This is a genomic window from Pseudomonas zeae (genome assembly GCF_014268485.2).
In the GTDB taxonomy this organism is placed as follows: domain Bacteria; phylum Pseudomonadota; class Gammaproteobacteria; order Pseudomonadales; family Pseudomonadaceae; genus Aquipseudomonas; species Aquipseudomonas neuropathica.
On record NZ_CP077090.1, the window covers coordinates 1,691,884 to 1,705,619 of the forward strand.

Sequence of the window (13,736 nt, forward strand, 5' to 3'; positions counted from 1 at the left end):
TCTTCCTCCGGGAGGGAGCGAGGGGGAAGGGAGCTGATCTTCGTGCTGTTGAAAAGCTGAGCTCGACTCGAACGTTCAGGTCGGTGTAATTCGAAAGAACAACACGGTCAGCTCCCTCTCCCTCTGGGAGAGGGCTGGGGTGAGGGGCTTTTGACCTTAGATCTGCTCAGCCCACAGGTCATATTCGTCAGCGTCAGTAACCTTGCACCAGACCTTGTCGCCAGGCTTCAAATTGCTGCCGTTATCAATAAACACGTTACCGTCGATTTCCGGTGCATCGAAGAAGCAGCGGCCAACCGCGCCTTGCTCATCAACTTCGTCGACCAGCACTTCAATTTCACGGCCAATACGCATTTGCAGACGCGCCGAGCTGATCGCTTGCTGGTGTGCCATGAAGCGATCCCAACGGTCCTGCTTGACGTCGTCCGGTACGATCTCCAGATCCAGATCATTGGCCGGAGCGCCTTCAACCGGCGAGTACTGGAAGCAGCCAACGCGGTCGAGCTGGGCTTCGGTCAGCCAGTTCAACAGGTACTGGAAGTCTTCTTCGGTTTCGCCCGGGAAGCCGACGATGAAGGTCGAACGGATGATCAGGTCCGGGCAGATTTCGCGCCAGTTCTTGATCCGCGCCAGGGTCTTGTCTTCGAACGCCGGGCGTTTCATCGACTTCAAGACTTTCGGGCTGGCGTGCTGGAACGGGATGTCCAGGTACGGCAGGATCTTGCCGGCAGCCATCAGCGGGATCAGCTCGTCAACGTGCGGGTACGGGTAAACGTAGTGCAGACGGACCCAGACGCCGAGGGTGCTCAGCGCTTCGCAGAGTTCGGTCATGCGGGTTTTCACCGGCGCGCCGTTCCAGAAGCCGGTGCGGTATTTCACGTCAACGCCGTAGGCGCTGGTGTCTTGCGAGATCACCAACAGCTCTTTAACGCCGGATTTGACCAGGCGCTGAGCTTCGTCGAGTACATCACCGACCGGACGGCTGACCAGTTTGCCGCGCATCGACGGGATGATGCAGAAGGAGCAGCTGTGGTTGCAGCCTTCGGAGATCTTCAGGTAGGCGTAGTGGCGCGGGGTCAGTTTGATGCCTTGCGGCGGCACCAGGTCTATCAGCGGGTTGTGATCTTTACGCGGCGGCACCACTTCGTGCACGGCGTTGACCACTTGCTCGTACTGCTGCGGACCGGTCACGGCCAGCACGCTCGGGTGCACGTTGCGGATATTGCCTTCTTCCACGCCCATGCAACCGGTGACGATCACCTTGCCGTTTTCCTTGATCGCTTCGCCGATCACTTCCAGCGACTCAGCCTTGGCCGAATCGATGAAACCGCAGGTATTGACCACGACCACGTCGGCGTCCTGATAGGTGGACACCACGTCATAGCCTTCCATGCGCAGCTGGGTCAGGATGCGCTCGGAGTCGACCAGTGCTTTCGGGCAACCCAGAGATACAAAGCCAACCTTTGGATTGGCCGGCGCAGGAGTGGTGGACATGTCTAACCTCGGTATTTTGTGACATCGCTTTCTTGGTGCGAAAGCCGACGGATGGGCGCTTAGGGCGCGCCTCTGATCAAAAAGTGCGCAATTCTAGCGGTGAGGAGCGCACTTGACCAGCTTTATGCCGGGAAATACGACGAGTGCTGCGCTATGCTTCGCGCCGTTGAGCTTTACCAATTTTTTACAGTCAACAAAACGTCTGTAACAACAGGTAAAACAGCGCATGCTGCACCACAAAGCATAGTGCTTCATTCAAAGAAGCCGGTTCTGAGAAGTAGGAGTGTTGGATGGGTCAGGCAAGTAGTCATGCGGCAGGCGCCGAGGGTTCGGCAACCAAGCCGCTGAGCATGCTGGTCGCGGCAGTCGGGGTAGTTTACGGCGACATCGGCACCAGCCCGTTGTACACCCTCAAAGAAGTGTTTTCCGGCGGTTACGGCGTACCGGTCAATCACGACGGCGTGCTGGGCATTCTGTCGTTGATCTTCTGGTCGCTGATCTGGGTCGTGTCGATCAAATACATGATGTTCGTGCTACGCGCCGACAACCAGGGTGAGGGCGGCATCATGGCGCTCACCGCACTGGCCCGTCGCGCGGCCGGGCATCGCAAGAAGCTGCGGTCGTTGCTGGTGGTGTGCGGACTGATCGGTGCGGCGCTGTTTTACGGCGACAGCATGATCACCCCGGCGATTTCGGTGCTGTCGGCGATTGAAGGTCTGGGGCTGGCGTTTGAGGGTATCGACCATTGGGTGGTGCCGCTGTCGCTGGTGGTGCTGGTCGGACTGTTTCTGATCCAGCGTCACGGTACGGCGCGGATCGGCATCTTGTTCGGGCCGATCATGGTCACCTGGTTCCTCGTCCTCGGCGCCCTCGGTGTGTATGGCATCAGCCACACGCCAGAAGTGCTGCATGCGCTGAATCCGGTCTGGGCCGTGCGTTTCTTCATGGTCCACACCGGCATGGGCGTGGCGATCCTCGGCGCCGTGGTGCTGGCACTGACCGGTGCCGAAGCGCTGTACGCCGACATGGGCCACTTTGGTCGCAAGCCGATTGCCCGGGCGTGGTTCCTGCTGGTGCTGCCGGCGCTGGTGCTGAACTACTTCGGCCAGGGTGCCTTGCTGCTGGACAACCCGGAAGCGGCGCGTAACCCGTTCTATCTGCTGGCGCCGAGCTGGGCGCTGATTCCGCTGGTCGGACTGTCGACGCTGGCCACGGTGATCGCTTCGCAAGCGGTGATTTCCGGCGCGTTCTCCCTGACACGTCAGGCGATTCAGCTCGGTTACATCCCGCGCATGTACATCCAGCACACCTCCAGTGATGAGCAGGGCCAGATTTACATCGGCGCGGTGAACTGGGCGCTGATGGTTGGCGTTGTGCTGCTGGTGCTGGGCTTCGAATCCTCCGGCGCACTGGCCTCGGCCTATGGCGTGGCAGTGACGGGCACCATGCTGATGACCACCATTCTGGTGTCGGCGGTGATGCTGCTGCTGTGGAAATGGCCACCGATCCTTGCGGTGCCGGTGCTGATCGGCTTCCTGCTGGTGGACGGTCTGTACTTCGCCGCCAACGTGCCGAAGATCGTTCAGGGCGGCGCATTCCCGGTGATCGCCGGTATCGCGCTGTTCGTGCTGATGACCACCTGGAAGCGCGGTAAACAACTGCTGGTCGAACGCCTCGACGAAGGCGCACTGCCGCTGCCGATCTTCATCAGCAGCATCCGCGTGCAACCGCCGCATCGGGTGCAGGGCACTGCGGTGTTCCTCACCGCGCGCTCCGACGCCGTACCGCATGCGTTGTTGCACAACCTGCTGCATAACCAGGTGCTGCATGAGCAAGTGGTGTTGCTGACCGTGGTCTACGAAGACATCCCGCGTGTACCGCCATCGCGACGCTTCGAGGTCGAGGCCCACGGCGAAGGCTTCTTCCGGGTGATCCTGCACTTCGGCTTCACCGACGAGCCGGACGTGCCGCAAGCGCTTAAGCTGTGTCATCTGGATGATCTGGACTTCAGCCCGATGCGCACCACGTACTTCCTCAGCCGGGAAACGGTGATTGCCTCGAAGCTAGAGGGCATGGCGCGTTGGCGTGAAGCGTTGTTTGCGTTCATGTTGAAGAATGCCAACGGCAATTTGCGCTTCTTCAATCTGCCGCTGAACCGGGTGATTGAATTGGGGACGCAGGTGGAGATGTAAGCCAGGCCTCAAATTAAAGGCCCCCGTCAGCTTCAAGGCTGCCGGGGGCTTTTTTTGCCCGCACATAAACTTCCAATCCACTGCAAATCCTATGTGGGAGCGAGCTTGCTCGCGAAGGCTGAGTGTCAGTCGAGACATGTGGTGGCTGATCCACCGCTTTCGCGAGCAAGCTCGCTCCCACAAGGGTTCTGTGATGTTAGTGGCTTTCAGGCAATTCTTCTTCGGACTCGGTCTTCGTCCGCGCAGGTCGTGGCATCAACGCCTGAATCACATCATCAATCAAGGCTTTGCCCATCACTGTCAGATAATGCGCGGCCCAGGCATGGCGGTCGGTGTCTTTGATGAAGGCTGCATCCTCGGCGAAGGATTTGGCGAGGGATAGCAGGTCGGAGGATTGGGACAAGGCATCGATGATCGGGATGCCGGCGCGGACGTTGAAGAACGCTTGATCCGAGTTGTAGAGGAAAGGGGTGAAGCCGATGGTTTTAAGATCAGGTGGATTGTTCATGGTCAGTTCCCTTGATTTCGAGAGCTGCCGCATCCGATACCAAGCGAATGGGTGGCAGCTGTGCGCAGGTTGGTAAACCGGGGAATCAAGGAAACCGGCACGCCCGAAAGCGTCCCACGCACAGCTGCCATAACACAGGGACTCGGACGGGATTTCGCCTGAGTCGTGTCGGGTGCGCTGTTGCGCCTTATTCCACCGGGTTACCAAGCCCGATCGCTGAATGGGTCAGCGACGTCCGGAGAGTATCCCGTCAAAAAACAGCGCAATAGAGCGGCAAAGCGCCCGAACACGAGTTTCGGAGTTTGCCTACAAGGTCTGTGGGCGTCATCTGATATTGCGAGACCAGACGTAAACGAAACTGAACGTTGCTGGCGGTTTTGTGGGTGATTGTTTGGCAGATGAATGAGTGTGGAGTTGACTATTCGATAATGCCAATCAAGCAGGTGTCCACGTTTTATGGAATGTGGACACTTGGCGTTTTTAGCTTCCTGAAGAGTCAAGAGATTTACGGTCACTGCACAAAATCTCGAATCCAGCGCCATCCCCTGTAGGAGTGAGCCTGCTCGCGATAGCGGAGTGTCAGCCACCTAGTTGCCAACTGACACTCCGCTATCGCGAGCAGGCTCACTCCTACAGGGGAACGGGTTCATCGTCCGAGATGTAAAAAGCCCCCGTAACTGCGAAGTTGCGGGGGCTTTTTGTGGGCGTGGCTCAGATCACTCTTCGGCGACCGAGTCCTTGCTCTGACGCTTCTCGATCAAGTCCACCAAGCGCTTGGCCAACGCCGGGTAGTTCTCGTCGAAGTGGTGGCCGCCAGGCAGTTTCACTGCCTCGCCAACGGCAGTCTTGTCCGTGCAGCCACTTTCATCGGTCTCTTCTTCACCGTAGATGCACACAACCTTGGCCGCTGGCAGCTTGGCCATCTCCGGGCCGGTGGCGGCTTCTTTGCCGGCGTTGCCCAGCCAGCCTTCGACTTCGATTTCGAAGCTGCCGGTGCGGGCGAAGGCCAGCAGGATGATTGCGTCTACGCGTTGCTGCTCGGTGTCTGGCAGGCGGTTGTAGATCGCTGGCAATACGTCAGCGCCGAACGAATAACCGGTGAGGATGAAGCGCTTGGTGCCCCATTTCTGCCGGTAGTGCTGCATCAGTTCGGTCAGGTCCAGTGCGCTTTGTTCCGGGCTCTTGTGCTGCCAGTAGTAGCGCAGGGTGTCGATGCCGACGACCGGGTAGCCGATCTTGGCCATTTCACCGGCCACGTCGCGGTCGAGGTCGCGCCAGCCGCCGTCACCGGAAAGGAACAGGGTCACGGTGTCTTTGGCTTGGCCGGCCGGCACTTCAACCACCGGGATCGCCAGACCGCCGTTGGCCTTGTCGCCGCCGACGAGGATCTTGCGCAGTTCGTTGTTCAGCACTTGCGGGAGGTTGATGTCGTAGTCGCTGATGCTGGTTTCGGCGTTCGGTTGATCGCGCACGAAACCTGCGCTGGCGTCGTCCGGGTTGTCGTTCCACGCCACCAGCCAGTGGCCGTGGGCGGCGGATTTCGGCAGCAGGTGAGTGCAGCCGGGTTTTTCCAGCGCCAGGTCCACGGAAATCGCTTGGGCCTTGTCGTCCTTTTGCTCAGACAACCAACGCCAGGCCAGTACCGCGCCGGGGCCGATACCGCTGACCAGCGTAGCCGGGCCGTTCAGTTCGCGCAGACCGGTTTGCAGGGCGCGGCTTTGCAGCAGGCAGTCCTTGGGCAGAATCACCTGAACGATTTGCGCCGAGGCGCTGCGGCTCAGGGTGGTCAGTTGTTTTTCAGAGAGTTTCTGGTCGTCGTTGACCGCGACCAGCACCTGCGCCTTGGGTTTGGTGCCGGGGACGACGCGGGTCAAAACGGTGCCGTCTGCCGCCGTAACAGGTTCGAGCGTCGGTTCTGGTGCCGGACGTTTGAGGTACCAGAAACCGCCGCCGGCAATCACGGCCAGCACGATCAGTGCGGCCAGGATGTACTTCAGGGAGCGTTGAATCATCAGCGTTTCACCAATCCAGTCAAGCCGCCCGCGATCAGGGCAGCAGTGTCGGCCAGCGCCACCAGCGGATCGAGTCCGGCGGGCACGGCCATATAACGGGGTTCCCAGTCAGGCTGGAATTTGTCTTTGAAGCGGCGCAAGCCTTGGAAGTTGTACAGCTGCTCACCACGGCGGAAAACCATCGAGCCCAGACGCTGGGTCAGCGGTGCACCACGCCGGGGTTGCAACCCCGACAACGGCACCATGCCCAGGCTGAAGCGCGCGTATCCGTGACTCTTATAGTGTTGAATCAGGCCGACCATCATGAATTCCATGGTCAGCTTGGGGGCGTCCGGGTGCGCGCGCATCAGGTCGAGACTGGCCAGGTCATGGCTGTAAGTCTCGAGCAGGTTGGCGAATGCCACCGGGCGACCTTCGAAGCGAATCACCGCGATGCGGAAATGCTTCAGGTAATCGTCGCTGAAGCGGCCGAGGGAGAAGCCTTTCTCACGCACGTTCTTGCCGGTCAGCCACGCATCGGAAATCACTTTCAATTCGTCCATCGGCGCTTGGCCCGGCTCGTGGATCTCCAGCGACAAGCCATCGCGTGTGCCACGGTTCCAGGTGTAGCGCAGGTCCTTCATCTCTTTGCCCTTGGCTTCCAGGTCAAAGCGAAGCAGATCGACCCGGGCTTCTTCGCCGAGTTTGATCGCGGTCAGGCCGATGTCCATGTAGTACGGCAGGTTCTCCGCGCGCACCTGGTAGAACACCGGGCGAGCGTGGTGAATGTCGCAGAGGTCGCGGAACTGCCAGATCATCTCGGCGCGCTGCTGGCCGGGGCCGATCGGGTCGTACAGCGCCACCAGGCTGCGGCCACGGCGTGCGTACATCAGGAACGCTTCGTCGTTCTGGTGAAACAGCAGCGCCTTGTCACCGGTCAGCGCGAGGCCACCGTCGGGTTGCGACGACGCCATCAGAATCTTCGCCGCGCGATCGAGCTCGTCAGGCGTCGGCAGGTGAATGACCGGGCGCGCGGTGCGCAGCAGCCAGGTCAGCGCGATGACCAGCAACAGCACGGCAGCGCCGAGCAGCGAGCGCAGGCCACGCGGGGCGTCAGCGTCGAGGGTGAACTGCCACCACAGTTGATGGCTGTACGGCACGTCCTGATAGGCGAACAGCAGCAGCCACGTCGAAGCACCCAGCACACAGAGGCTGGCCACCAGATACAGGGGGGAGAAGGGCAGTTCGGTCAGGCGGCTCGGGCGATAGAACGAGCGACGGAACACACCGAGCAGGGCTGCGGTGAGGGTCATCAGCGTCGCTTCTTCCCAGTCGAAACCTTTAAGCAGCGAGAGCAGGGCGCCGACCAGCAGCAGAATGGTGGTGAGCATCCACGCCGCCGACAAGCGCCGACGCAGGCCCTGAGCGAGCATCAGGCAGAGCACGCCGATCAGGCTGGCGCCGAAGTGCGAGGCGTCGACCAGACGATGCGGGATCAGAAAGCCGATGTGTTCCAGACGTGTATCGATCTCGGGCGTCGCACCAGAAAACAGCAGCACCACGCCGGACAGGAACACCAACACCGCCAGAATCGGTGCCGCCAGGCCGGACGCCGCGCGCATGGTCTGGGTTTGAAACAGGCGTTGGCCTTCGTTGATCAGCAGGAATACGCAGGCGACCAGCAGCGGCAGCACCACATAGATCAGGCGATACAGCAGCAGCGCCGCGGCCAGTGGTGCGGCACCTAGCGTGTCGGCGAAAGCGGCCAGCAGAATCGCTTCGAACACACCGACACCGCCGGGCACATGGCTGAGTACGCCGGCAGCCAATGCCAACAGGTACACCAGCAGGAATGCGCCGAACGGCGGCGCCTCCGGCAGCAATAGATAGAGGACAGTAGCGGCAGCGGCAACGTCGAGCGCGGTGATGATCAGTTGCAGGAACGTCAGGCGGCGGCCCGGCAGGCGCAGCGTGCGCCGGCCAACCCTGACCAGCAGGTTGTCGCGCAACGGTTGTTCCGGCAGGCGCCGACGGTAGATGCCGATAGCCAGTACTGCGCCAAGCGCCAGCACAACAGCGGCAACCGTGCCGAGCAGACCTTCGGACAAACCCAGGGCTTGAGAGGCAGCAGGCAGGTCGCTCAGCGTTGCCAGTGCAGCCAGCGGCGGCAAGGCGCAGCCCAGCGACAAACTGGCGAACAAGGTCATGTGCGCGACTTCCGACGCCCCCAGACCCAGTCGTGCATATAAACGGTAGCGAACCGAGCCACCGGACAGCAGCGACAGACCGATCGCATTACCAATCGCAAACGCGGTGAAGCCGCCCAGCGCCAATGTGCGCGGCGGCAAGGTCACGCCGGCATAGCGACTGGCCGACCATTCATAGCCAAGCAGAATAATGAAGCCGACCACGGTCGCAGCGAAGGCGCCGAGCAAGGCGGGTTTCGGCACGTCAAGAATCGAGTCGTGCAACGCATCGAGATCGAGTTCGGCGAGCAGATGACGACAGGCAATCAGCGCAATGGCGAACAACAGCAAGGTGACCCCCAGCCCGATGGGCTGACGGTATTTGCTCAACCGATCCAGCAAGCGCAGGCGCTCGGGTTTGATCGGGTGTTCCGCTGTGACGGTGTCTTGTGGATCAGACGAGTTGGCGCGCATCAATCACCTCTTGGATTGTGCGCGACAGGATGGAGGTATCCAGCCAAGTTACCAATCCCTGTAGAAAAAAATAATCACAAAATACTACGCCTCTCACCGGGTATCGGCGAGGGCAGTTCCTGGATTGCAGAGGCCTTGCCTGCGACTCAAGCATAGTCGCAAGTGAGGACTTCTGAAGATCCCAAGCGGTTCACTGCACAGTGACAGATCATTGTTGCGAAAGGACTTTTTCAACAGATACAAAAAAGGCCACTCTTTCGAGTAGCCTTTTTTGATGTTTGGTTGCGGGAGCCGGATTTGAACCGACGACCTTCGGGTTATGAGCCCGACGAGCTACCAGACTGCTCCATCCCGCGTCTGTGTGGCGGCATTCTACAGGCGAACGGCGAGGTGTCAACCGCTAATCCCGTAAAGGGTCAAATAAGTGTGCAATCGCGTCAAACGGTCGCAGGTGGTGCGTTAAGTTTCGGAAATGCAAAGAATTCCTGTTTGGCGATCGCTTCTTTATAAGAAGAGGAAATCGACAAAACAGACGCGCACAAAAAAGGCCACTCTTTCGAGTAGCCTTTTTTGATGTTTGGTTGCGGGAGCCGGATTTGAACCGACGACCTTCGGGTTATGAGCCCGACGAGCTACCAGACTGCTCCATCCCGCGTCTGTGTGTCGGCATTCTACAGAGGAACGCAGGGGTGTCAACCCGCAATCTGGATAAAATCTGTTGAGGTTCAATCGGTTAGCGCTTTTTGTCGGGTGTTTTTCCTGCTGCAGGGCAGGTGGCGCAAGGCTTTCAGCTCTATTGGCGGCCACTCGTCGATTGAGAAAATAAATTCAAAGGACATTTCCTACCGCCTAGAAAGAACCTTCATACCACTGGTGCTATATACAGGTGTCAGTGAGATACTGCCGATCCGGTTCGCCACGTTTCCTTTTCTGACATGACTCAGCGAAAAATCATCCACATTGACTGCGACTGTTTCTACGCCGCCATCGAGATGCGCGATGACCCGCGTCTGGCCGGCAAGCCGCTGGCGGTGGGTGGTTCGGCGGACCGGCGCGGGGTGATCGCCACCTGCAATTACGAAGCGCGGGCCTATGGCGTGCGTTCGGCGATGGCTTCGGGACATGCTTTGAAGCTGTGCCCGGACCTGACCATCGTCAAGCCGCGCATGGACGCCTATCGCGAAGCGTCGAAAGAAATACACACGATCTTCAGCGACTACACCGACCTGATTGAACCGCTGTCGCTGGATGAGGCTTATCTGGATGTTTCCGATAGCGCGCATTTCGGCGGCAGTGCCACACGCATTGCCCAAGACATTCGCCGGCGGGTCTCCAATCAATTGCACATCACTGTGTCTGCGGGCGTGGCGCCGAACAAGTTTCTGGCAAAAATCGCCAGTGACTGGAAAAAGCCCAATGGACTGTTCGTTATTACGCCGGATCAGGTGGAGGAGTTTGTCAGCGGTTTGCCGGTGAGCAAGTTGCACGGCGTCGGCAAGGTCACCGCCGACAAGCTCGGCAAGCTGGGGATCGTCGACTGCCAGCACTTGCGCGAGTGGGACAAGCTGGCGCTGGTGCGCGAGTTCGGCAGTTTTGGCGAGCGACTGTGGAGTCTGGCCCGTGGGATCGATGATCGGTTGGTGCATAACGACAGCCGGCGTCAGTCGATCAGTGTGGAAAATACCTACGACGTTGATCTGCCGGATCTACGCAGTTGCCTGGATAAATTGCCCGAACTGCTCGAAACCCTGAAAACCCGTATGGCGCGGATCGACAGCAGTTATCGGCCGGGCAAGCCGTTCGTGAAAGTGAAGTTTCATGATTTTACCCAGACCACACTGGAGCAGGCCGGGGCGGGGCGGGATCTGGGCAGTTATCAGTTGATGCTGACGCAAGCGTTCAATCGCGGCGGCAAACCGGTGCGGTTGTTGGGGGTTGGGGTAAGGCTGGAGGATTTACGCGGAGGGTTTGAGCAGATGGAGTTGTTTGAGCGTTAGATTTGCGGTGTTTGTCAGGGCCTCTTCGCGAGCAGGCTCGCTCCCACATTGGATTTGTGTCGTTCACCAATCCCCTGTGGGAGCGAGCCTGCTCGCGAAGCTTTCAGCTGTCAGTTCGGCCCTGGGTCCGCCACCAAGCGTCCGGCATCCTTGGTCAACGACTTGAGAAACTCAGTCTGCAACTCAGGATCGTTGCGCGTCAGTTCGATCAGGCTTTGTTCCAGCTCGCTGGCTTCTTCTTCCAGACCCAGTTCCGACAGACGTTTGACCCGGTGCACCCACTGGCTCACTTCGTCGTCTTCCAGGTCGTCATAAATCAGCCCGTGCGCTTCCAGCAGCTTGCCGCGCAGATGACTGCTGATCATCAGCGATGAGTCAGAGTGCACGTCATCCTTGGCGTCTTCGACGCTGATCTGCAGTTTGCCGACATGATTGAGGTCATTTTCGGCAAACGGACTGTCGAGCAGGTTCAGGCGCAGCACACCGTTACGATCAGTGGTCATGTCGAAGGTCTGTTTGCCAGCCTTGACCTGCACCGGGCGTTCGCTCCACGGCAGGCTCGAATACTCCGTACGCTTGTCGCGCTGGACTTCATCGATGCCGGCCAGGTTCTGTTGCGCACGACCGTTGGACTGCGCGTTCATGAACGGGTTGAGCCCGGCAAAACCATAGCTCAGCCAGTCCTTGGTGACGCTGTCCGGCAAGTTGCCGAGGGCGAACACATTGACCACGTTGGCGCCGATGCCGCCCACCACGGCTACCGCGCCCAGCGGAATCTCATAGATCTCCCGCCAAGGCTGGTAAGGCGTGTAGCGATCGTAGCGACGCGTCACTTCGAACTCGGTGACTTCGAAGGTCTTCTGCTCGTTGATCTTCACGCGTCGCTGCGGCAGCTCAAGCTCCTTAGGCTCACCGACATCGATCTGCAGGCTGTGGTCGAGCAATTTTCGCTCGACCCGCTCTTCGTGCTCGCTGCGTTGTGACATGTGATTGGCACAGCCGCTGACCAGCAGGGCACCGCACAGGGCGGTGCCACCGAGGCCTAAGGTGTTTCGCTTGAACATGACGTCTCTATCTGGTTTCAGCGGCGGATACGGGCCTGAAGGAAGGACACCACATCGGCGACCGGCAGCGCTTGCGCTTCCGGCTCGGTACGGCTCTTGTATTCCAGGTTGCCTTCGGCGAGGCCGCGGTCGCTGACCACGATCCGGTGTGGAATGCCGATCAGCTCCATGTCCGCGAACTTGATGCCCGGGCTGGTTTTCTTGTCGCGATCGTCCAGCAGCACTTCGAAGCCGGCAGCTGTCAGTTCGGCGTACAGCTTGTCGGTGGCTTCGCGCACCTGCTCGGTTTCATAGCGCAGCGGTACCAGAGCGATCTGGAACGGCGCCAGGGTGTCGCTCCAGATGATGCCGTTTTCGTCGTTGTTCTGCTCGATGGCCGCAGCCACCACGCGGGAAACGCCGATACCGTAGCAACCCATTTCCAGGGTCACTGGCTTGCCGTTCTCGCCCAGCACTTCGCACTTCATCGCTTTGCTGTACTTGTTGCCCAGCTGGAAGATGTGCCCGACTTCGATGCCGCGCTTGATTTCCAGCGTGCCTTTGCCGTCCGGGCTTGGGTCACCGGCGACCACGTTACGCAGGTCAGCGACGGTCGGAACCGGCAGGTCACGCTCCCAGTTCACGCCGAAGTAGTGCTTGTCGTCGATGTTCGCGCCGATACCGAAGTCGCTCATCAGCTCGACCGAACGGTCGATGATGATTGGCAGCGGCAGGTTGAGCGGGCCGAGCGAACCGGCGCCGGCGCCAATGGCGTCACGCAGTTCGGCATCGGTGGCCATGACCAGCGGGCTGGCCACGCCAGGTTGCTGGGCAGCCTTGATTTCGTTGAGTTCGTGGTCGCCGCGGATGACCAGCGCGATCAGCTTGCCTTCTTCTTCGGCGCGCACGATCAGGGTCTTGATGGTCTTTTCAATCGGCAGATTGAATTTTTCCACCAGCGCCGCGATGGTTTTGGTGTCTGGCGTATCGACCAGGCGCAGCTCTTCTGTCGGAGCAGGGCGCGAAGTTTCGCGTGGCACCGCTTCGGCTTTTTCGATGTTCGCCGCGTAGTCGGAACCGTTGCTGAAGACGATGTCGTCTTCGCCGGATTCGGCCAGTACGTGGAATTCGTGCGAACCGGCGCCACCGATCGAACCGTTGTCGGCTTCAACCGGACGGAATTTCAGGCCCAAGCGGGTAAACACGTTGCAGTACGCTTGGTGCATGCGGTCATAGGTGACCTGCAGCGATGCCTGATCAGCGTGGAACGAGTAAGCATCTTTCATGATGAATTCACGGCCACGCATCAAACCGAAGCGTGGGCGGATTTCGTCACGGAACTTGGTCTGGATCTGATACAGGTTGATCGGCAGCTGTTTGTAGCTGCTCAACTCGTTGCGCATCAGATCGGTGATCACTTCTTCATGGGTCGGGCCCGCGCAGAAGTCGCGACCGTGGCGGTCTTTGATGCGCAGCAGCTCAGGGCCGTACTCTTCCCAGCGCCCCGATTCCTGCCACAGCTCGGCCGGTTGGGTGCTCGGCATCAACACTTCCAGAGAACCTGCAGCGTTCATCTCTTCGCGAACGATGGCTTCAACCTTGCGCATGACTCGCAGGCCCATGGGCAGCCAGGTGTACAGGCCGGAGGCGAGCTTGCGGATCATGCCGGCGCGCAGCATCAGCTGGTGGCTGATCACGACCGCGTCGGAAGGCGTTTCTTTCTGTGTGGCGAGCAAAAATTGACTGGTGCGCATGGTTGGCCGTTGTCGGTTGCTATGACTGGAAATGACTCCGCAGTGTACCGGCGAGTTTTGCCGACGTACAGGCGTGAGGTCAGTAGGGAGGCACGAC

General features: G+C 59.7%; 8 protein-coding genes and 2 tRNA genes. 2 read left to right on the forward strand and 8 right to left on the reverse strand.

What is annotated here, in order from left to right:
• Positions 1-156: 156 nt before the first annotated feature.
• Positions 157-1,494: a 30S ribosomal protein S12 methylthiotransferase RimO gene (gene rimO, locus HU754_RS07460; protein WP_034154944.1), complete on the reverse strand. Its 1,338-nt coding sequence runs from the start codon at positions 1,492-1,494 to the stop codon at positions 157-159.
• Between the two features lie 350 nt (positions 1,495-1,844).
• Here rimO and HU754_RS07465 point away from each other — a divergent pair, with 350 nt between their 5' ends.
• Positions 1,845-3,686 carry a potassium transporter Kup gene (locus HU754_RS07465; protein WP_437182485.1) on the forward strand — a complete coding sequence of 614 codons (1,842 nt, stop codon included), beginning with the start codon at positions 1,845-1,847 and terminating at the stop codon, positions 3,684-3,686.
• 196 nt (positions 3,687-3,882) lie between these two features.
• Here the strand turns inward: HU754_RS07465 and HU754_RS07470 are convergent, their stop codons facing one another.
• The 5 genes from HU754_RS07470 to HU754_RS07490 form a co-directional block, all read right to left on the reverse strand.
• Positions 3,883-4,194: a DUF3077 domain-containing protein gene (locus tag HU754_RS07470; protein WP_186622138.1), complete on the reverse strand. Its 312-nt coding sequence runs from the start codon at positions 4,192-4,194 to the stop codon at positions 3,883-3,885.
• Positions 4,195-4,910: 716 nt separating this feature from the next.
• The gene (locus HU754_RS07475; protein WP_186622140.1) at positions 4,911-6,206 is read right to left on the reverse strand and encodes a virulence factor family protein; all 1,296 of its coding nucleotides are present in this window, start codon (positions 6,204-6,206) and stop codon (positions 4,911-4,913) included.
• Complete coding sequence (gene mprF / locus HU754_RS07480; protein ID WP_186622142.1) at positions 6,206-8,845, reverse strand: bifunctional lysylphosphatidylglycerol flippase/synthetase MprF; 2,640 nt, start codon at positions 8,843-8,845, stop codon at positions 6,206-6,208. Before mprF ends, HU754_RS07475 begins: the two co-directional genes overlap by 1 nt.
• Before the next feature lie 279 nt (positions 8,846-9,124).
• Positions 9,125-9,201 (reverse strand) — tRNA-Met (locus HU754_RS07485).
• 222 nt (positions 9,202-9,423) lie between these two features.
• Positions 9,424-9,500 (reverse strand) — tRNA-Met (locus HU754_RS07490).
• Between the two features lie 280 nt (positions 9,501-9,780).
• Here HU754_RS07490 and dinB point away from each other — a divergent pair.
• Positions 9,781-10,842 (forward strand): DNA polymerase IV, encoded by a 1,062-nt coding sequence (dinB, locus tag HU754_RS07495; protein ID WP_095049107.1) that lies wholly within the window; start codon positions 9,781-9,783, stop codon positions 10,840-10,842.
• 110 nt (positions 10,843-10,952) lie between these two features.
• Here the strand turns inward: dinB and HU754_RS07500 are convergent, their stop codons facing one another.
• The gene (locus HU754_RS07500; protein ID WP_093436376.1) at positions 10,953-11,906 is read right to left on the reverse strand and encodes a hypothetical protein; all 954 of its coding nucleotides are present in this window, start codon (positions 11,904-11,906) and stop codon (positions 10,953-10,955) included.
• Positions 11,907-11,923: 17 nt separating this feature from the next.
• Entirely contained in the window at positions 11,924-13,639 is a 1,716-nt protein-coding gene (locus HU754_RS07505) for a proline--tRNA ligase (protein WP_186623644.1), read from the reverse strand.
• Between the last annotated feature and the right edge of the window lie 97 nt (positions 13,640-13,736).